General features: G+C 49.1%; 23 protein-coding genes. 21 read left to right on the forward strand and 2 right to left on the reverse strand.

All coding sequences use genetic code 11. The features are described 5' to 3' along the window. Positions 1-170 precede the first annotated feature (170 nt). The 12 genes from DXD12_RS12930 to DXD12_RS12985 all read left to right on the forward strand — a co-directional run bounded on the left by DXD12_RS12930 (position 171) and on the right by DXD12_RS12985 (position 12,379). Positions 171-1,445: a S1C family serine protease gene (locus tag DXD12_RS12930; protein ID WP_233430292.1), complete on the forward strand. Its 1,275-nt coding sequence runs from the start codon at positions 171-173 to the stop codon at positions 1,443-1,445. Positions 1,446-1,468: 23 nt separating this feature from the next. Beyond that, a complete protein-coding gene (locus tag DXD12_RS12935) occupies positions 1,469-2,419 on the forward strand; it encodes an HD domain-containing protein (RefSeq protein WP_118472547.1) in 951 nt (316 codons plus the stop codon). Between the two features lie 275 nt (positions 2,420-2,694). Beyond that, positions 2,695-4,389: an ABC transporter substrate-binding protein gene (locus DXD12_RS12940; protein WP_182457088.1), complete on the forward strand. Its 1,695-nt coding sequence runs from the start codon at positions 2,695-2,697 to the stop codon at positions 4,387-4,389. Continuing rightward, positions 4,382-5,368: an ABC transporter permease gene (locus DXD12_RS12945; protein WP_347561392.1), complete on the forward strand. Its 987-nt coding sequence runs from the start codon at positions 4,382-4,384 to the stop codon at positions 5,366-5,368. Before DXD12_RS12940 ends, DXD12_RS12945 begins: the two co-directional genes overlap by 8 nt. Continuing rightward, positions 5,365-6,174, forward strand: coding sequence for an ABC transporter permease (locus DXD12_RS12950; RefSeq protein ID WP_118638493.1), 810 nt, complete (start codon positions 5,365-5,367; stop codon positions 6,172-6,174). Before DXD12_RS12945 ends, DXD12_RS12950 begins: the two co-directional genes overlap by 4 nt. 159 nt (positions 6,175-6,333) lie before the next feature. Further along, the gene (locus DXD12_RS12955) at positions 6,334-7,104 is read left to right on the forward strand and encodes an ABC transporter ATP-binding protein (RefSeq protein ID WP_243105394.1); all 771 of its coding nucleotides are present in this window, start codon (positions 6,334-6,336) and stop codon (positions 7,102-7,104) included. 1 nt (position 7,105) lies between these two features. After that, a complete protein-coding gene (locus DXD12_RS12960; protein WP_118638494.1) occupies positions 7,106-7,735 on the forward strand; it encodes an ATP-binding cassette domain-containing protein in 630 nt (209 codons plus the stop codon). Positions 7,736-7,869: 134 nt separating this feature from the next. Continuing rightward, a complete protein-coding gene (gene larB / locus DXD12_RS12965) occupies positions 7,870-8,643 on the forward strand; it encodes a nickel pincer cofactor biosynthesis protein LarB (protein WP_022358794.1) in 774 nt (257 codons plus the stop codon). 79 nt (positions 8,644-8,722) lie between these two features. Then, on the forward strand, positions 8,723-10,105 hold the full coding sequence (gene larC / locus DXD12_RS12970; RefSeq protein WP_118638495.1) for a nickel pincer cofactor biosynthesis protein LarC: 1,383 nt from the start codon (positions 8,723-8,725) through the stop codon (positions 10,103-10,105). Between the two features lie 67 nt (positions 10,106-10,172). Then, a complete protein-coding gene (gene larE, locus DXD12_RS12975; protein ID WP_207663378.1) occupies positions 10,173-11,027 on the forward strand; it encodes an ATP-dependent sacrificial sulfur transferase LarE in 855 nt (284 codons plus the stop codon). Between the two features lie 22 nt (positions 11,028-11,049). Beyond that, entirely contained in the window at positions 11,050-11,748 is a 699-nt protein-coding gene (locus DXD12_RS12980) for a DUF5714 domain-containing protein (RefSeq protein WP_118570127.1), read from the forward strand. Positions 11,749-12,055: 307 nt separating this feature from the next. After that, positions 12,056-12,379 (forward strand): hypothetical protein, encoded by a 324-nt coding sequence (locus tag DXD12_RS12985; protein ID WP_004613237.1) that lies wholly within the window; start codon positions 12,056-12,058, stop codon positions 12,377-12,379. Positions 12,380-12,489: 110 nt separating this feature from the next. Here DXD12_RS12985 and DXD12_RS12990 read toward each other — a convergent pair whose 3' ends face one another. Then, entirely contained in the window at positions 12,490-12,843 is a 354-nt protein-coding gene (locus DXD12_RS12990; RefSeq protein ID WP_020993869.1) for a cupin domain-containing protein, read from the reverse strand. 140 nt (positions 12,844-12,983) lie between these two features. Between DXD12_RS12990 and DXD12_RS12995 the strand changes: the two genes are divergently transcribed. The 8 genes from DXD12_RS12995 (at position 12,984) to DXD12_RS13035 (ending at position 18,553) form a co-directional block, all read left to right on the forward strand. Beyond that, on the forward strand, positions 12,984-13,316 hold the full coding sequence (locus tag DXD12_RS12995) for a helix-turn-helix domain-containing protein (protein ID WP_008373705.1): 333 nt from the start codon (positions 12,984-12,986) through the stop codon (positions 13,314-13,316). 144 nt (positions 13,317-13,460) lie between these two features. Continuing rightward, a complete protein-coding gene (locus tag DXD12_RS13000) occupies positions 13,461-13,898 on the forward strand; it encodes a radical SAM mobile pair system MarR family transcriptional regulator (RefSeq protein WP_117796695.1) in 438 nt (145 codons plus the stop codon). After that, a complete protein-coding gene (locus DXD12_RS13005) occupies positions 13,895-14,584 on the forward strand; it encodes a radical SAM mobile pair protein A (RefSeq protein WP_118638496.1) in 690 nt (229 codons plus the stop codon). Before DXD12_RS13000 ends, DXD12_RS13005 begins: the two co-directional genes overlap by 4 nt. Further along, on the forward strand, positions 14,572-15,480 hold the full coding sequence (locus DXD12_RS13010) for a radical SAM mobile pair protein B (protein ID WP_118638497.1): 909 nt from the start codon (positions 14,572-14,574) through the stop codon (positions 15,478-15,480). The genes DXD12_RS13005 and DXD12_RS13010 overlap by 13 nt, the downstream gene beginning before the upstream one ends. After that, positions 15,446-15,688, forward strand: coding sequence for a nucleotidyltransferase substrate binding protein (locus tag DXD12_RS13015; RefSeq protein WP_243105395.1), 243 nt, complete (start codon positions 15,446-15,448; stop codon positions 15,686-15,688). Before DXD12_RS13010 ends, DXD12_RS13015 begins: the two co-directional genes overlap by 35 nt. Before the next feature lie 33 nt (positions 15,689-15,721). Further along, positions 15,722-16,267 (forward strand): methylated-DNA--[protein]-cysteine S-methyltransferase, encoded by a 546-nt coding sequence (locus DXD12_RS13020; protein ID WP_118638498.1) that lies wholly within the window; start codon positions 15,722-15,724, stop codon positions 16,265-16,267. A 500-nt stretch (positions 16,268-16,767) separates the two neighbouring features. Further along, the gene (locus DXD12_RS13030; protein WP_118524143.1) at positions 16,768-17,220 is read left to right on the forward strand and encodes a MarR family winged helix-turn-helix transcriptional regulator; all 453 of its coding nucleotides are present in this window, start codon (positions 16,768-16,770) and stop codon (positions 17,218-17,220) included. Next, a complete protein-coding gene (locus tag DXD12_RS13035; RefSeq protein WP_118638499.1) occupies positions 17,210-18,553 on the forward strand; it encodes an MATE family efflux transporter in 1,344 nt (447 codons plus the stop codon). The genes DXD12_RS13030 and DXD12_RS13035 overlap by 11 nt, the downstream gene beginning before the upstream one ends. 211 nt (positions 18,554-18,764) lie before the next feature. On the opposite strand, the gene DXD12_RS13040 is transcribed toward DXD12_RS13035, so the two are convergent. Then, positions 18,765-19,472, reverse strand: coding sequence for a hemolysin III family protein (locus tag DXD12_RS13040; protein WP_118469496.1), 708 nt, complete (start codon positions 19,470-19,472; stop codon positions 18,765-18,767). Positions 19,473-19,788: 316 nt separating this feature from the next. On the opposite strand from DXD12_RS13040, the gene DXD12_RS13045 reads away from it, so the two are divergent. Next, a complete protein-coding gene (locus tag DXD12_RS13045) occupies positions 19,789-20,514 on the forward strand; it encodes an RluA family pseudouridine synthase (RefSeq protein WP_118638500.1) in 726 nt (241 codons plus the stop codon). The last annotated feature ends 87 nt before the right edge of the window (positions 20,515-20,601 follow it).

Here is a 20,601-nt window from a genome sequence, read left to right on the forward strand (position 1 = left end):
GACCTCGTCAAGTGTTCACATTATATCACATTCCCCGCCGTCTAGCCAAGCATTCGCACTTTTTTCTTGCATAACCTTAAGAAGGAAAGTATAATTAGGATATGTTATGCAAAGGGGAAAGTGAAATGCCGGATTCAGAAGAACTTGAAAAAAAGGAAAAACGGGAATTCATGAGAGAAACGATAGTGAAGCCGCCGCTGACCAGAAAACAGATTGCGAAGCGGGTGGCTCTCTTTGTATGCGCGTCAGCCGCATTTGGAGGAGTCGCGGCGGTTTCGTTTGCGGCGGTAAAGCCGTTTGCGGATCGGTGTTTTCAGGAAAATGGGATGCAGGAGACATCCTCAGTCGAGTTTTCCAAGGATGATCCGGACTCTGTTTCGCCGTCGGACGGTGCAGATGCGGATATGACAGCGCAGCCGGAACAAATGGAGCAGGAGATTGATGAGGCGGTCAGCGAGGCGCTTTCCAGCTATCAGTTTTCCGCAGACAATTTCAATTCGATGACGTCGGTGCTGCGTGGAATCGGGGAACAGGGTGATAAGTCGATCGTGACGGTCAGCTCCGGCAAACAGGATACGGATATATTTGGAAACCCGGTGGAAAATACGGGTGATTATGCAGGTGCAGTCATCGCGGAGAGTGATGGAGAATTTCTGATCTTTACTTACGCCGATGCGGTGCGGGCGGCAGATTCGATCAATGTGAGATTTTCGGATGGAACGAAGATCGCTGGTACAGTGCGCCAGATTGACGAAGTGCTCGGAATGGCAGTTGTGGCGGTGCCGTCCGGCAATCTGCCGGAAGAAGAGCGGAAAAAGGTGCAGGTGCTTTCACTTGCCAATTCATATACGGTCAAGGCAGGCGATGTCCTCGTAGGTATCGGCGGTCCGTCCGGACAGGTGCATTCGCTTTCGTTCGGAACGGTATCCTACGTGGCGCGCAATGTGCAGATTACAGATGGACTGACGCGGATCCTGTATGCGGATATCAGCAGCAATTCGCAGACGGGTACCTTTTTGATCAATACAGCCGGAGAGATGGTCGGCTGGACATCGGAGTCCTGCCGCAGCGAGAGCTGTACGGATCGGACGGCGGCGTACACCATTTCCAGCTACAAGCCGATTCTGGAGCGGCTGACGAATGGCGCTTCGGCGGCATATCTGGGCATCCTGGGACAGGATGTGAGCCGTGCGATGCAGGGGAGCGGCATTCCGGCGGGCGTTTACGTGACGGAGGCAGTCTCCGGCAGCCCGGCATATGACGCTGGTATCCAGCCCGGCGATATTATTGTGAAATTTGGCACAAAGGAGATCGGAAGTTTCAAAGATCTCCAGGCGCAGATTGAAAATTCCGCGAGCGGCGTGTCTGTATCGGTAAATGTGATGCGGAAAGGGCGCGACGGATACACGGAAATTCCATTTTTGGTATCTCTGCGCGCCAGATAGAAATTCAGGAGGATATAGGCAGAATGAGATATATTGAACAGTTCCGGGAAGGAATGAGAGTCTCGGACGTATATTTATGTAAGACGAAACAGCACGCGGTGACGAAAAACGGAAAAGAGTACGCTTCCGTGCTGCTTCAGGATAAAACAGGCACGGTAGACTGCAAAATCTGGGATTTAAGTTCCCCGGGCATCAATGATTTTGAGCCGCTGCAGTACGTCTATGTGGACGGCGATGTGACGGTTTTCCAGGGTTCCAACCAGTTAAATATCAAGCGCATACGCAAGGCAGACGAGGGCGAGTATCAGGAAAGTGATTACCTTCCGGTCAGCTCAAAGGATATCAAGATAATGTATCAGGATCTGACGGCTCTGGTGCAGTCTTTCCAGAATCCGTACCTGAAAAAGCTGGCATCCAGCTATTTCCTGGAAGATAAGGCATTTGTGAAGAAATTCTGCTTCCATTCGGCGGCGAAGAGTGTGCATCATGGTTTTGTGGGCGGACTTTTGGAACATACGTTAAGTGTTATGAAACTCTGTGATTTCTACACGAAGTCATATCCGGCGCTGAACCGCGATCTGCTTCTGACGGCGGCGCTGTTCCACGATATCGGAAAAGTGCAGGAATTATCCGCATTTCCGGAAAATGATTATACGGACGACGGTCAGCTCTTAGGTCATATCGTGATCGGCACGATGATGGTTGCAGACCGTATTAAGGAGATTCCGGGATTCCCGGCAAAGACAGCGGCGGAGTTAAAGCACTGCATCCTTGCGCACCACGGCGAATTAGAGTACGGTTCCCCGAAGAAACCGGCGCTTCTGGAGGCGCTGGCATTGAATTTCGCGGACAATACCGATGCGAAGATGGAGACGATGCTGGAAGTCTTAAAAAGCGGCGGGGAGAATCCGGGCTGGCTCGGATATAACCGTTTCCTGGAGACGAATGTGAGAAAGACGACGCCGACAGAATAATAATAAGATAACAGACATCTAAAATGAGTCTAAATGTATATAAGAAAAAGAAAACAGCGCTGCACAAGCAGATGCTACCTTGCAGAAGCGGGGGAACGAAAAAATAGGAATCAGGTGTCTATGCTGTTGGCAGAGAAGCGAGTTAAATAGCCGCACATAAAATAAATAAGAAAAATGGAGAAGGATACCAGGAAGGTACAGCGGTTCAGCAGGGATCGCACTTTTCTGATATCCTTTTGTTTCATAAAGAAAAATATAGGGGTACAACAGAAAATATGAAAAAACGAGAAAATACAGGCAAAATCATTGGAAAGGTGTTCGGAGAAGCCAGGGCACTTGGCGTCACTGCCTTAGCGGCGGCAGTCATGCTTTCCGGATGCGGAAACGCTGAAAATCAGGCGCAGAAAGGCGGTTCCGGCGCAGAACAGACGGAAAATGTTGAAAACGGCGAAAATGCAGCGGAAAATACCCAAACAAGCGTTATTATCGCGATGCCGCCGACTTCAGAGCCGGAGGCGGGCTTTGATCCGGCATATGGCTGGGGCGCGGGCGAGCATATGCATGAACCGCTGATCCAGAGCACCCTGACGGTGACAGAAGCAGATTTGAGTATCGGGTATGATCTGGCGACGGATGTGGAGACCTCCGAGGATGGAATGACATGGACGGTGACGATCCGCGATGATGCGAAATTCACGGATGGCGAGACGCTGACCGCGGAGGATGTGGCATTCACTTATAACACATTGAAAGAGACGAGTTCCGTCAACGATTTTTCAATGCTGAAACAGGCGGAGGCGATCGATGATGTGACGGTTGTGTTTGAGATGGAACGCCCGTTTGCTATCTGGTCATACACGATGGCGGTGACGGGAATTGTGCCGGAGCATGCATATGGAACGGATTACGGCACACATCCCATCGGCTCCGGGCGATATATCCTGAAACAGTGGGACAAGGGACAGCAGGTGATTCTGGAAGCTAATCCGGATTATTATGGCGACATGCCGAAGATGCGGCAGGTCACGATTCTTTTTATGGAAGAGGACACGGCGTTTGCGGCGGTGCGCGCCGGGCAGGTGGATGTGGCGTACACGGCGGCGTCCTATGCAGACCAGTCGGTTCCAGGATTCAGCCTTTTGGATTGTGAGACAGTGGACAACCGTGGATTTAACCTCCCGGCAGTGCCGGAGACGATACGGGAGGATGGCGTAAAAATCGGCAATGATTTTACCGCGGATGTGCAGGTGCGCCGGGCGATCAACCTGGCGATTGACCGACAGGAAATGATCGATCATGTGTTAAATGGTTACGGCAGCCCGGCATATAGTGTCTGTGACAAGATGCCGTGGTACAACGATGAAATGGAGAACATTTCCTATGATGTGGAGAAGGCGGAAGAGATGCTGGATGCGGCGGGATGGAAGAAAAATGCCGACGGCATCCGCGAAAAGGGTGGAGTGAAAGCCATTCTGGAATTTCTCTATCCGACCGGGGATTCGGTGCGTCAGGCGCTGGCAGCCGATACGGCGCAGCAGTTAAAAGAGATTGGAATTGACGCATCGATCCGCGGCACCGGCTGGGATACTGCGTATGACGAGGCACAGTCGCAGCCGCTTCTCTGGGGCTGGGGCGCGCACACGCCGATGGAATTTTATAATATTTACCATACAAAGGCAGATACGGGGCTGGCAGAATATTCGCCGTATGCGAATGAGACCGTGGACGCTTATATGGATGAGGCCTTGGCAGCACCGGATCTGGAAAGTTCGTATGAATTGTGGAAAAAGGCGCAGTGGGACGGCGAGACGGGCGTTTCAGCCGAGGGTGATCTTCCGTGGATCTGGCTGGTGAATGTCGATCATCTGTACTGGGTGAGAGACGGGCTTCATGTCGCAGAGCAGAAGGTGCATCCGCACGGTCACGGCTGGTCCATCGTCAACAATGTCGATCGGTGGTACTATGAGTAGGATGAAATGGTTTGGGCGCAGTCTGCTGCACCTGATTTTGCTGCTTTTGGCAGTCAGTCTGGTATCGTTTCTGCTGGTGTCGATGTCTCCGGTCGATCCGCTGCAGACGAATGTCGGGCAGACGGCGCTCGGCTCGATGGCGCCGGAGCAGATCGAGAAGCTGCAGGCGTACTGGGGCGTTGGTGTGCCGGTCTGGAAGCGCTTCTTTAACTGGATTTCGGGCATCTGTCATGGTGATTTTGGCATTTCCCTTCTGTACCGCAGACCGGTGCTGGAGGTGATCGCGGAAAAGGCGTCTGCGTCAGTGTGGCTCCTTCTGTCTGCGTGGCTGTTTTCGGGAATCGTGGGGATATTTTTAGGAATTGCAGCGGCGGCAAAACGGGGCAAGTGGGTGGATCGCCTGATTACGGGCTATTGCATCGTGATCGCGGGAACGCCGTCCTTCTGGCTGGCGCTGGTGCTGCTGCTTCTCTTTACAGTGCAGCTTCCTATCTTCCCAATCGGGTTCAGTGTCCCGGTGGGAATGGCGGCGGACGAGGTTAGCCTGGCGGATCGCCTGTATCACGCATTTCTGCCGGCGTGTACGCTGGGACTGACAGGGATTTCTTCGATTGCGATGCACACGCGCGAAAAAGTGATTGAGATTCTGGAAAGTGATTACGTACTCTATGCGCGGGCGCGGGGCGAGAGCGGCTGGCGGCTGATTTTTCGGCATGGACTCCGCAACCTGCTTCTCCCGGTAATTACGCTCCAATTTGGCTCGATCAGCGAGATTTTCGGCGGTTCGGTGCTGGTGGAACAGGTCTTTTCCTATCCGGGACTCGGACAGGCGGCGGTCACGGCGGGGCTGGGAAGCGATATCCCGCTTCTGATGGGAATTACACTCATCAGTGCCGTGCTTGTATTTGCAGGAAATGCAGCGGCGGATGGGCTGTACCGGCTGGTCGATCCGAGACTTAGGAAAGGAGGCAGGGCATGAGAAAGAAAACACTCTGGCTGCTGGGAATTTCCCTCCTTTTCCTGATTCTGGTGACAGTGCTTGGAATCGTCTGGGAGGATGCCGCACAGCAGGTCGATTTTGCGAGAAAAAACCTGCCTCCGGGAACCGGCGGGCTGTTTGGAACCGACTGGATGGGGCGGGATATGATGAAACGGACGGTTGCGGGGCTTTCTTTAAGCATCCGGCTGGGGCTTCTGACCGCGGCGATCAGCGCCGCGGTGGCATTGGCGCTTGCATTGCTGGCGTCGCTTGGCGGGGGACTGATGGATTCATTGGTATGCGGGCTGATTAATCTGGTAATGGGAATCCCGCACATGCTTCTCCTGATCCTGATTTCCTACAGTCTGGGAAAGGGATTCCGGGGTGTAGCAGCCGGGATTGCCCTGACGCACTGGGCGTCGCTGGCGAGGCTTTTGCGGGCGGAAATCTTACAGATCCGGGAAAGTCCGTATGTGCAGATCTCCGAAAAACTGGGGAAAAAGCCCTGGTGGATTGCCTGGAACCACATCGTCCCGCAGGTATCGCGGCAATTTGTGACCGGGTTAATTCTTCTCTTTCCCCATGCGATTCTGCATGAGGCGGGCGTGACCTTTCTGGGCTTCGGTCTTTTCTCCGAGCAACCGGCGATCGGTGTTATTTTATCCGAGAGTATGTCGTACCTGATTACCGGAAAATGGTGGCTGGCGCTCTTTCCGGGCGCGGCACTGGTGCTGGTAACGCTGGGATTTCAGGCGATCGGGCAGAGCCTGGGGCGGCTGATGGATCCGGGGAGCGTGCATGAGTAGAGGATGCTGGGAATGAGGCAGAAAAACATATATTTTGATAAAATGATGCGATTAAGACAGAAACAATCAAAAACGATGCGGCTATCAGATTTGGAACAGACAGACGTTCTCAAAGAACGGAGATTGCGTGAAAATCGTGATTCCATGGAAAAGCCGATATTGAAAATTCAAAATCTAAACTTATATTTTACGCAGTACGCGCGTGGGCTTAGACGGCGCGAACTCCATCCGCTCCGCGACCTTTCCTGCAAACTTTTCAGTGGGGAGCTGACGGCGGTGGTCGGGGCGAGTGGTTCGGGAAAAAGCCTGCTGGCGCACGCGATTCTGGGGATCTTGCCGTACAACTGCCGGATGGAAGGAAAAATTTCCTATCAGGGAGAGGTTCTGGATGAGACGCGGCTTGCCGGGCTGCGGGGCAATGGGATTTCCCTGATTCCGCAGGGGGTTTCCTACCTCGATCCGTTGATGCGGGTCGGGGATCAGATCTGCGGCGGCAGAAAAGATGAAGCGACGCGGGCAAAATGCCGCCAGCTTTTGAAGCGGTACGGGCTGGATGAATCAGTGGAAAAATGTTATCCATTTGAGCTGTCGGGCGGCATGGCGCGGCGCGTCCTGATGGCAGCGGCACTGATGCAGGAGCCGAGGCTGATTGTGGCGGATGAACCGACACCGGGGCTGGAGGCGATGACCGCGCGCCATGTGATCCGTCATTTAAAAGAGATGGCACAGGACGGGGCAGCGGTGCTTTTGATTACTCATGATCTGGAACTGGCGATTGAGATGGCGGACCGGATTCTGGTGTTTTATGACGGGACGATTCTGGAGGAAGTAAAGCCGGAGAACTTCCGGGAGGGACGGAATCTGAAAGAGCCATACACGCAGGCGCTCTACCGGGCACTGCCGGAACATGAATTTTTTGGAGGAGAATGAGATGTCACTAAAGGTGGAAAACCTATCTTTTTCATATGAAAATGGCGGGCGCCACGTGCTGACGCGTATTTCCCTGAAAATTGAGCCGGGAGAGCGCGTGGGGCTGGTGGCGCCGAGCGGATATGGAAAAACGACGCTGTGTCGCCTGCTGGCGGGATATGAGAGACCGGAGGCGGGAACGGTAGAGATTGACGGCATACCGATTGAGAATATCCGGGGCTGTATGCCGGTGCAGTTAATCTGGCAGCACCCGGAGCAGGCGGTCAACCCGCGCTGGCGGATGCGCCAGGTTCTCAGTGAGGGCGGTCAGGTGGATGAGGAGAGCCGGGGACGGCTTGGCATCCGGGAAGAATGGCTGGATCGGTTCCCATCGGAGCTTTCCGGAGGCGAACTGCAGCGGTTTTGTATTGCCAGAGCGCTGGCGGCAAATCCGCGGTATCTGCTGGCGGATGAGATCACCGCGATGTTTGACGCAGTGACCCAGAGCCAGATCTGGCAGGCGCTTTTGCAGGAGGCAAAGGAGCGGGAGCTGGGAATGGTGATTGTGAGCCATTCGGAATCTCTTTTGAAGCGGATTTGCACGCGGCGGATTGATTTAAAGGCATTGCAGGAAAAGATGGCAGCAGTTTAGCCGGTTCACATATTGACAGAGAAAATCGGGATTGACCGAGCTCATAAGAGCGAGGGATGCTTCTTGTCCAAAGGACAAGAAGATGGGCGATAGTAAGAGATTAATAATTCGGGATTTGGTAAGGAGGAGGAAAAATGGATGTTCGGAAGCTGTTGGAAGAGGTAAAACGGGGGGATACGAGTATTGAGGAAGCGGAGAATGCATTCAAGAATCTTCCTTACGAAGATTTAGGGTATGCGAAGCTGGATCTGCACCGGAAATTGCGTTCGGGATTCCCAGAGACGGTGTTCTGCCAAGGAAAGCCGGATGCCTATCTGGCGGATATTTTCGAGACGCTGTACCGGGAAAATGGGGAAGTACTCGGAACGCGGGCGACGCCGGAGCAGTGGAATCTAGTGCGGGCGCGCATCCCGGAGATAGAATACGATCCGGTTTCAAAAATTTTGCAGGCGAGAAAATCATCGGAGACACCGCGGAAGCTGGAAGGGCTGGTGGCAGTCTGCACAGGCGGAACCGCGGATATCCCGGTTGCGGAGGAAGCTGCCAAAACGGCAGAATTTTTCGGCTGCCGCGTGGAGCGATACTATGATATAGGGGTGGCGGGCATCCATCGCCTTTTATCCAAACGCGAGGCGATTGCGAGGGCAAACTGCGTGATTGCGGTGGCGGGAATGGAAGGTGCGCTTGGCACAGTTGTCGCCGGGCTGGTGGAAAATCCGGTCATTGCGGTTCCGACCTCGGTCGGCTATGGTGCAAGTTTTCATGGACTGTCGGCATTGATCACGATGATTAATTCCTGTGCGAACGGCATTTCGGTTGTAAATATAGATAACGGCTACGGCGCAGCATATCTGGCGGCGCAGATTAACCGCCTGGCGGTTCGGGAGCCGAAGAAGACGGCAGAGTGATAGTGGTTTGTGATAATTGCATAAAAGCGAAAAACGGAAATGTATCAATAAAATGAGAAAAGTAGAGGGAGAAGTAAAAATGGATGAGAAAATCTTATATCTGGATTGTGCGTCTGGAATCAGTGGAGATATGACGGTTGGCGCACTGTTGGATCTTGGAGCAAGCCGGGAAAAACTGGTACGGGCACTGGACAGTCTGGGCGTATCCGGGTATCATCTGCATTTTGGGCGGACGAAGAAATGTGGAATTGATGCGTATGATTTCGATGTACATTTAGAGGAAGAAGAGCATCATCATGACCACGAACATGGTCATGAGCACGAACATAGCCATGATGAGCACGACCATGAGCATCATCACGATCATGAACACACTCACGACCATGAGCACAGCCATGATCACGCTCACACCCACGACCATGAGCACAGCCATGATCACGCTCACACCCACGATCATATGCATCCTCACGTCCACCGCAACATTCATGACATTTTCGAGATCATCGATCGTCTGGATGCATCTGACCGCGTTAAAAACCTGGCGCGCCGGATGTTTGAGATTGTGGCGGGGGCAGAGTCGAAAGCACACGGAATCCCGGTCAGCGAGGTTCATTTCCATGAAGTCGGTGCAATTGACTCGATTGTGGATGTTATCAGTGCGGCATTCTGCCTGGAGGATCTGGGAATCCACCGCGTGGTGATATCGCCGCTTTCCGAAGGTCATGGATTCGCACGCTGCCAGCACGGTTTAATGCCGGTTCCGGTTCCGGCGACGGCAAATATCGCAGCGGCACAGGGCTTGGAACTGACGCTTCGGGATGTCGAAGGAGAGATGGTAACGCCGACCGGCGCGGCGATCGCGGCGGCATTCCGGACAGAAGCGGCGCTTCCGAAGAAGTACCAGATCGAAAAGATCGGTATCGGCGCCGGAAATAAGGATTTCGCGCACGCGAATATCCTGCGGGCGATGCTTCTGACGGATAAAACGGTGGAAGTAGAAACTGGAAAAGACGGTCACGACGAGAGCTCCATGTGGGTCATGGAGGCAAACCTGGACGACTGCACCGGCGAGGCGCTGGGATATGCGATGGAGGTGCTTCTGGAAGCGGGCGCCAGAGATGTGTGGTACACACCGGCATATATGAAGAAAAACCGTCCGGCGTATGTGCTTCATGTACTGACAACGGCAGAAAAACGGGAAGAATTAGAACAGCTTGTCTTCTCCTGTACGACCACGATCGGTGTGCGCCGCTATCCAGTAGAGAGGACGATACTGCCACGGGAAGTAAAGGAGATCCAGACCCGTTACGGGGCAGCAAAGGTAAAAATCTGCAAGCGCGGCGGCGTGGATACGTGCTATCCGGAGTATGAGAGCGTGCGCGCGATCTGCCGGGAGACAGGGAAGCGCTTCATGGAAGTATTCCACGGAGTAATGGAAGACGGAAGTATTAGTTTACAGTAAGCACTTTTGAGATTGAAAAACGGCACAGTGCATTCTCGTTAGATAATTAAGAGGAGAATCAAGAACCATGGAAAATAAACCAATGATATCAGAGACAGAAAAAAGAGAAGCTTTAAAACAGTTCATGGCAGAAAAAGCGAAGGCACCGGTCTGTGTCGCCTTTTCGGGCGGTGTGGACAGCAGCCTGATTCTCAAGCTGGCGTGTGATACGGCGAAGAAGACGGGAATGCCGGTTTATGCCGTGACATTTCACACCATGCTGCACCCAGCCTGTGATCTGGAGATCGCGGAGCGGGTGGCAAAGGAGCTGGGCGCGATCCATAAAATTATCCAGGTCAATGAGATGGAGCTGGAAGCCATCCGGACGAATCCGGTCAACCGCTGTTATATCTGCAAACACCACCTGTTCGCGACACTTCTGGATTTTGCAAAAGAAGAGGGGATTCCGTGCGTGATGGACGGAACCAATGAGAGCGACCTGCATGTGTACCGCCCGGGTATCCAGGCACTCCGTGAGCTGGGTGTCGTCAGTCCACTTGCACAGTGCGGACTGGAGAAAAAGGATGTCAAGGCATTTGCGGCTGACTTAGGAATTTCCGTTGCATCCCGTCCGTCCATGCCATGTATGGCGACCCGCCTTCCATATGGAACTTCCTTTGACATGGAAGTTTTGAAGCGGATTGAGAAAGGCGAAGATTATCTTCGAAGCGTGTTTGGCGGAAATGTGCGCCTGCGCCTGCATGGCGATATTGTCCGGATCGAGGTGGATGCGGATAAATTTGAAAAAGCGATTGCCGAGCGGGAGACGATCTGCAGGACATTAAAAGAAATGGGATTTCTGTACATTACACTCGATCTGGAAGGTTTCCGGTCGGGAAGTATGGATATAGTGGAGAAACTCAACGCGCTGGTCGGGAAATGAATGTAAAGGAGATGGAAATCCCATGCAAGAAGAATGTATTGTCTGTAAAGCACCTCTTATTTATCTGAAACAGGATGAATGGATGGAGTGTGAATTATGTCATAAAAAAGAATTGAGCAAGACCAGATGCCAGAACGGGCATTATGTTTGTAATGATTGTCATACGAAGGGACTGGACACCATTCTTTCCCTGTGTATAGACGAAACATCCAGAAATCCGATCGAGATTGTCCGGAAGATGATGGATGCACCGTTTTGCCATATGCATGGACCGGAGCATCATGTCATGGTGGGAGCGGCGCTGCTTACTGCATATAAAAATGCGGGAGGTGCTATTAATCTGCGGGAATCTGTGATGGAAATGCTGAACCGTGGGAAAGCCGTTCCAGGAGGAACCTGCGGATTCTGGGGTGCCTGCGGAGCGGGAATCAGCGCAGGTATGTTTGTATCTATCTTGTCTGGGGCGACGCCACTGACGGAGGAATCCTGGGGACTTTCGAATCAGATGACATCAAAAGCACTGGAAGCGATTTCGCGCACCGGCGGTCCGAGGTGTTGTAAAAGAGATTCTTATCTGGCGATTCTGGCGGCGGTTGATTTTGTAAAAACGCATTTTGGAATCGAAATGGAATGCACAGAAGTCCAGTGTACGCATTGTGCTCAGAACAATCAGTGTATTGGCAAGCGCTGTCCATTTTGGCGATTTGATGATAGTATTTGACTATAAATGGATAAACGGAGATAATAAAGTTGCGATATAATTAGATTGTGCGAGATGGGATTGCAGTTTGCATAATGTGTGAACTGTGATGAGAGAGCAATTTCTCGTGTAATAGGAAATTTCCTGGAATTCCCTATTACACAAAAAGGCACATCCTTTTTTACGTGGAAAAATCGGAATTGACCGAGCTCTTTGAGCGAGGGATACTTCTTGTCCGAAGGGCAAGAAGGTGGGCGTAAAAAAGATTAGAACAATCGGGATTTATCAGAAAATGAGGAATAGTTGAAAATGGAGGCGCTATAATAACATGAAGATTGAAGGGAACCAGAAAGAACTGGATGCAATGGTAGAATTTCATAAGGGAAACCGTGTCGAGGGGTTGAGACTGCAAGAAGAATTTGCAGCGGAATTTCGTAAGGAGTATAAAGACAAAGATCACTGTCCTTGCCTGAAAGCCTGTCGTTATCACGGAAACTGTAAGGAATGTGTAGCAATCCACAGAGCGCATCAGGAACATGTTCCTAATTGTATGCGACCATTGATTAATAAAAAATTGAAATTGATGTCAGAATTAACAGAGCATACCTTGGCAAATGAAATAGAAGCTCCACATGAGATTTTAAGAAAATAGGCAAGTCAAATTCAAGTTTGAAAAATTGAGAAATCGTAAAATTGAAGAAAAAGAATGCACAGTTCTTAGCATATCGGGAACTGTGCATTTCTGTAAATAAATACTTTTAATTAGCCGATTACGGCATCCTCTGCTGTAAAATGTTCCAGAGAATTTTCTTTTACCTGAATGCAGATATAAGTAATTCCAGAAATATCGGATGCAAAAAACTGACGCTTTGCAGTAGGTGCGATTTTTAGCCAGTCTCCAGTTGAAAGACTGATTTCTTCTCCATCAATTATGGCTTTGCCGTTACCTGAAAGAATTCCATAGATTTCTTCATTTTCTTTATGAGAATGAACAAATGGGACATTTGCTCCTGCAGGTAGTTCGTTTAAACTGATTTCTGCACCTGTTAAAGACAACTTTTCATGCAGCTCAATTCGGTTTTCCTTTCCAATAGTTGTTTTTGTGTAATTTGCCATAATAACCTCCATAGTTAATTTGTAGTTTCTGGTTGCTTGGTATTAGTATAGTGTGAGACACATACAAAAACAAGTACGCACCTTTTTGTAACTGTACACTCAAAAATGAATGTGTTACAATAGACTCGGAGGTGAGAATTATGCGAGCAAAAGAAGAATTACCGGAATGCCCAGTTGCAACAGCAGTATCTCTTATCGGAGGAAAATGGAAACTGCTGATTTTGCGTAACTTAAAAGAGCGTCCATGGAGATTCAATGAGCTACAACGAAGTATAGATGGTATTTCACAAAAGGTTTTGACAGATAGTTTAAGACAAATGATGAGTGATGGGCTGGCATATCGCCACGATTACCATGAGCAGCCACCGAGAGTTGAATACGGCTTAACGGAACTCGGAACAAAAATGCTTCCAATTGTTAATTCACTTGCTGACTTTGGTAACTACTATAAATCAATTATTGAACAGAATTAAGGACGTTAGTATTTGAAAAAGCTTGAACAATTCCAGTTTGAAGAATTGAAAAAAACGGAATTTACCTATTAAGACATATAAACCCTTGACAATAAAACTCCTATATAGTATGTTTTTAATAAACTACTATATAGGAGCTTTTGCATGAAAACAAATGGCGGATTTCTTGTCACCAAAATAAAACAGCTTGGTGACCGGATTTTTGAGAAGATTCTCAGCGAAAAAAATATCGATGCGTTTAATGGAGCCCAGGGACGTATTCTTTATGTGCTGTGGCAGGAGGATGGTATCTCAATCAGGTCACTCTCGATTAAATGCGGATTAGCGATAACATCTCTTACTACGATGCTGGAAAGAATGGAAAATCAAGGGCTGATAAGCCGTGTTCAGTCTGAAACGGACAAAAGGAAAACACTCCTGTTTCTGACTGAGAAAGCACATGCCTTAAAGGGCGAGTACGATTCTGTATCTGATGAGATGGGCAGTATTTACTACAAAGGTTTTTCAGAGGAAGAAATTACCCGGTTTGAGGAATGCCTCGACCGCATCAGAAAGAATCTTGAGGAGTGGCAGAAGTCATGAGTATTTGTATCAAAGATCAGATTCAGAACATGAATATCGTCATCGGCTGCACAGTGGGGTGTACATATTGCTATGCCCGCAACAACGTGAAACGCTGGCATATGATTGATGACTTCGCTGACCCTGAATTCTTTCCGAGTAAGCTCAAGATGATGGAAAAGAAACGTCCGCAGAACTTTCTTCTTACCGGGATGAGCGATCTCTCCGGATGGAAGCCGGAATGGAGAGACGAGGTATTTGCAAAGATCCGTGAAAATCCACAGCATCAGTTCCTGTTCCTTACCAAGCGACCTGATTTGCTGGATTTTGATACCGATCCGGAAAACGCATGGTTTGGCGTTACGGTGACGAGGAAAGCAGAACTGTGGCGTATCGACGCCCTTCGGAAAAACGTCAGAGCAAAACATTACCATGTTACCTTTGAGCCGTTATTCGACGATCCCGGCACAGTTGACCTTTTCGGAATCAATTGGATCGTTGTCGGCACTATGACCGGGGCTCAGAGCAGGAAGATTCATACGGAGCCGGAATGGGCATGGTCTCTGGCGGACCAGGCACATAAGCTCGGCATTCCGGTGTTTATGAAGGAAGACCTTGTCCCTATCATAGGGGATGAAAATATGATTCAGGAAATGCCGGAAGAATTTAATAAAGTGTTAGAGGTACAGAAATCATGGAAGAAGTAATAAATGGAATCCTCATTCGTGAGGTGGAAACAAAGAACATCATGACTAAGTCTAGTCTGCCGGTAGGAGGTTACTCGGTCAATCCCTATGTGGGCTGTACACATGCCTGCAAGTATTGCTATGCTTCTTTTATGAAGCGCTTTACCGGGCACAAGGAGGAATGGGGCACTTTCCTTGATGTGAAGCATTGGCTGGAAATTAAAAATCCGAAGAAATATGCCGGACAGCGGGTGGTCATCGGTTCTGTGACAGATGGCTACAATCCACAGGAGGAGCAATTCGGGAATACCAGAAAACTTCTGGAGCAGCTGATCGGCAGTGACGCAGATATTCTGATCTGCACAAAGTCGGATCTTGTGGTACGGGATATTGATCTGCTGAAGAAGCTTGGACGTGTAACCGTTTCATGGTCGATCAACACACTAGATGAAAATTTCAAGAACGATATGGACTCTGCTTCGAGCATTGAGCGCCGTATCTCTGCTATGAAGCAGGTATATGAAGCCGGTATCCGTACAGTCTGTTTCGTATCCCCGGTATTCCCCGGTATCACGGATTTTGAAGCAATCTTTGAGCGGGTAAAGGATCAGTGCGATCTGTTCTGGCTCGAAAATCTCAATCTTCGAGGCGGTTTCAAAAAGACAATTATGGATTATATCGCCGGAAAATATCCTGATCTTGTACCACTTTACGACGAGATCTATAACAAGCATAACCGCAGTTATTTTGAAGCACTTGAAGTAAAAGCTGAGGAAATGGCTAAGAAGTATGATTGTGCCTTTGTGGATAATGAAATGCCTTATGGAAGAGTCCCGCAGGGACATCCGGTGATCGTAGATTATTTCTATCATGAGGAAATCCGTGGGACAGAGAATACCGGAAAAAGAAATCGCTAACTTCCAGCTTGGTTATAAGATCGGATTTATCAATGATGCTGAGATATGGTTACTCATGTTAAAAAAACGCAATACCTCTGTTATATATAATGAGGATGAAATAGACGAGTTGATTCTGCTGATACGCGATAGCTTTATTCTGGCTTTTACGGTTCTTAAAGATACACTTGTGAAGAAGCTGGAGGAAGCAGAAAGCGATTGGATGTAAAAAAGCAGTCGATAACTCTGGGAGGAGTCCGCGGTGAAGGATAAAACAGTATATACATGTACATATAAATCAAAGTTAGGCGATATTCTGCTGGCGGCAGACGCGATCGGACTTACGGGTCTGTGGTTTGAGGGGCAGAAGTATTTTGCAAATACACTTCCAGACGGAGCTATTTCACAGGAATCCCTGATTTTAACCGAGGCAAAGAGATGGCTGGATATTTATTTTTCTGGCAAAGAACCGGACTTTATTCCGCCGCTGCATCCGACTGGCTCCGCATTTCGACAGGCGGTGTGGCAGATTTTATTGCAAATTCCGTATGGACAGACGACTACCTATGGGGAGATTGCAAAAAAGCTGGCGAAGATGCAGAATGCATCCCATATGTCCGCGCAGGCGGTAGGCGGTGCAGTGGGGCATAATGAGGTCTCCATCATCATTCCATGTCACCGCGTAGTAGGAACGAATGGAAGCCTGACCGGGTATGCGGGTGGAATTGATAAGAAAGTGGAACTGCTTACGCTGGAACATACCGATATGAGTCGTTTTTTTGCGCCGAAGAAAGGAACGGCGCTTTAGTCATTTAGGTGTAATTTTGACTGTGATATTAATTTTCATTTAATTATATCCGTGTAGTTTCTCATCTTTCGTAAGTTTGGAAAGTATCTCCTGCTTTTTCATATACGTAACAAATAGATTTATAAGTACTGTGTTCATAATATTACCCCCTGCATTATGTTTCCATGGAAACAAGTATACCATCGCCTTGTTTCCTTGTTAACAAATTTGATAATAACGATATAGGATATTTTCATCAGAATATTTTTCTTATTTCAAAGATTGCGAAGTTTCACAGGCAGGCGGGGATGTTATTTACAGAAATCCAGATGGAATACAAATGCCAGGACCGCTCCTGGAAGACGATGATTGTGCGTGCCTATTAGTTAAAAAACCATGGAAATCACTATTCGTACATTGTAACATATCGGTTTGATATCGCGGAGCGAGTAAAGATTGACAATTTCAAAATCCTGTCGTATACTTCTTTCAGTCCCAAATGGGATTGAATGAGGAAGGTTATGGAATATAAAATACAAAAACTTTACGATCAGGTCAACCAGGCGATCATCCGCTGCCGTGGTGTATACTCGATGTGGGCAAAGAATAACAATGTGAGCTATAACCGGATGCTGGTGCTTTACACCATCCGCGAATTCGGATTCTGTACGCAAAAGCAGATCTGTGATTCGTATCTGCTTCCGCGGCAGACGGTGAACCATGTGATTTCAGAGATGAAAAAAGACGGGATTCTTGTAGCGGATCCGGAAAAGAGCACCGGGAAGGAAAAGGCGCTTGTTTTGACGCCGGAGGGCGAACGGTATTCGGAAAAATTATTATATTCGTTAAGCCGGATGGAAGAACGGGCGGCGAAACGTCTGGGAGAGGACAAGATCCGCAGAATGACGGAACTGTTTATGGAGTATGACCAGATTCTGGAAGAGGCACTGGAGGAGACGGACGATGAAGAGTAAGGCGGGAACGGATACAGAATTTTTCCGGACGGAGAAAATTCCGAAGATATTGCTGCAAATCGCACCTCCGGTTATGCTGGCGCAGCTGATTCAGGCGATGTATAACATTGTAGACAGTTTTTTTGTGGGAAAATATTCCGAACCGGCGCTGACGGCGCTTTCGGTCATTTATCCGTTGCAGCTCATCATCATTGCGCTGGCGGTGGGAACCGGTGTGGGCGTGAATACCTACATGGCGCGCCTGTATGCACAGAAAATGCCGGGACAGGCGGAAGAAACAGCGGGAACAGGCACGCTTCTGGCGCTTGGAACCTGGTTTATATTTGCCATTTTCTCGATCTTCTGTATGCGTCCGTATGTCCTGACAAGTGCGAATACCCCGGAAGCGATCGAGAGTGCTGTTATCTACGGACAGATCGTCTGTATCGGCAGCATCGGGGCATTTCTGGAAGGAAACTGGACGAAGGTCCATCAGTCGCGGGGCAATATGCACCGTCCGATGGTCGCCCAGACCGTGGGGGCGCTGACGAATATCGTGCTTGACCCGATCCTGATTTTCGGACTCGGTCCGGTGCCGGAGCTGGGAGTCGCGGGTGCTGCCTATGCGACTGTCTGCGGACAGGTGGCAGCTGCGGTCATCACATCGTTTGGCGGGGTTGGCAGATTTCCAGAGCGCACAAAAATGCCGCTCTATATCAAGCGGATCTACTGGTTTGGCTACGCGTCGATTATTATGCAGGCATTATTTACAGTTTATATCGTGATCTTAAATGCGATCCTTGCCGGATTTTCAGATTCGGCAGTGACGGTGCTGGGGCTTTATTATAAAATGCAGACGTTTTTCTTTATCCCGCTGATGGGCTTGCAGACGTGTATCGTTCCGGTGCTCAGCTTTAACTATGCAACCAAGAGCTATGCGAGATGCCGGGAAATTATGCGGGACAGCTATGGATTTTCCTGTGTGTTTATGCTGGTCGGTGTGATCTGCTTCGTTTTCTTTCCAGTGCAGCTGCTCCAGGTTTTTTCAAAGAGCAGCGAGGTCATCGCGATCGGAAAAAATGCATTCCCTATCATCGGGGCAAGTTTTATTCCGGCGGTATTTTCACTGATGACTCCGGTCTTCTTCCAGGCGATCGGAAATGGAAAGATCAGCCTCTTTTTGTCCGTGATGCGCCAGATCTGCTGCCTGATTCCGATTTTCTGGCTGCTGTCGCTGATTGACCTGCGCTTTACCTGGTTTGCATTTCCGATCTCGGAAGTGCTGGTCGGTGTCACGGGAATCGTGCTTTATTACAAGGAAATCAAAAGAGACTTTGATAAAGGAGCAGCATGAGAAAGCACGTAAAAACATAGAAAATAGTTTCGTAGAAAATTTTTTAACGCTTTTAATGAATTGAAAAGGAACCGCCTGGGTCAGTCTATCAGCTGGCATCAGGACGGTTCCTTTTTCGAAAGGAGAATGAATGTGACATAAAAAATTGAATGTATGCATTTCGTGTACGTATGAGGCATAATGCCTGTCAGACGAAAGGGGGATTTCACCCTTATGCTACAAATGCGTACATCATCACATAATGGCACAGGCTTCCGCCCATGACAAACAGATGGAAAATCTCATGCGAACCGAAATTTTTATGCGTTGCGTTGAAAATCGGCAGTTTTAATGCGTAGATAATGCCTCCAGCCGTATAGATGAGTCCGCCGGTCAGCAGCCAGAGAAATGCGCTTTTCGGAAGTGCCAGTACGATCTGACGGAACGCCAGCACGCAGATCCAACCCATCGCGATGTAAACTAGCGAGGAGAACCACTTCGGGCAGTTGATCCAGAGCGCGTTGACGAGAATCCCGGCAATCGCGATACCCCAGACGAGCGCCAGAAGCCGGTAACCGGCGTTATTTCCAAGGACGATCAGGCAAACCGGTGTGTAAGTCCCGGCAATCAGGATGAAAATCATCATGTGGTCGATCTTACGCAGGATTTTATTAACGTGCTCGGAAATATTAAAGGTGTGGTAGGTCGTGCTGGCGGCATAGAGCAGAATCATGCTGACGATAAACACAGCCAACGCCGCAAGATGGCGCGAATCTGCTTCTCCAGCCGCTTTGTGAAGCAGCGGAACTGCCGCGATCACCGCGCCGATCATCGCGATAAAATGCGTCAGCGCGCTTCCGGGATCCTTTACGTGGAATTTATGATGCTTTGTCTCAGCGAGTTTTGTTGTGTCAGATGTATGTGTTTGATTGGAAATCATAGGATAACCTCCTTTGCCGTAATATCAATAAAGTAATTGTGAATATGATATGTAGTATTTAAAACTACATAGAATGTTTTTATATACTATACATCTTTTCTGAAAAATATGCAAGAGGGGAATGGGATATGTTATAATATAATGTATGAACAGTAACGAAAGGTTTTCACGTTTCGTGTGAGTTGGCAATAAATATATGCAATGGTTTGCATATGAAAATTTTAAAGTTAGAAAGAGAAAGAAAAAAAGGCTCATAGATGATTTGAGAAGTTAAAATGCTCGGGAATTCATGGATGAAGTAGAGAGGAAATCGGTTATGTTAGATATATTATACGAAGATAAAGATATTTTAGTTGTGGTCAAACCAGCTGGAGTTGAGTCGCAGACATCGAGACGCCTGGAGCCGGATATGGTCAGCGAGATAAAAAATTATCTCCACCGGAAGGTGCAGGAGACGAAAAAGTTATCCACAGGATTATCCCCAAAAGCGTCCACAGGCCCGGTGGATCCGTATGTTGGAGTTATCCACCGACTGGACAAGCCGGTGCGCGGTGTGATGGTATATGCCAAGAACCTGAAAGCGGCAGCGCACTTAAGCCGTCAGGTACAGGAGGGAAAACTGGAGAAAATCTATCAGGCGCTCGTATGTGGAAAACCTGTGGATAATGTGGGTAAGTACGTGGATTATCTGTTGAAAGACGGGAAAACGAATACCAGCCGGATTGTGGGTAAGTCGGTCGCCGGTGCGAAACGGGCAGAGCTGGAATATCAGATATTAGAAAAAAAAGAACAGGAAGACGGTACCGTGCGTTCACTGGTGGAAATCCATCTTCACACAGGACGCCACCATCAGATACGCGTACAGTTTGCCGCGCATGGGACACCGCTCATGGGAGATACCAAGTATGGCGCACCAGCGGCTGCTTCCGTGGGACGTGCCCGCCGGGAACCGCTGGCGCTGTGCGCGGTCCGTTTATCGTTCCTTCACCCGGTGACGGGAAAAAGAATGGAGTTTTCCACCAAACCGCAATTTGTTCTGTGAGCGAACTTTTCTATAAGTCAAGAAAATAAAAGGTCAAGGGTGAATAGAAGGTAAGACGTGTATATTTTTATCCGACCTGACCATACT

It is taken from the genome of Clostridium sp. TF11-13AC (assembly GCF_003481065.1).
Lineage (GTDB): Bacteria > Bacillota > Clostridia > Lachnospirales > Lachnospiraceae > Otoolea > Otoolea fessa.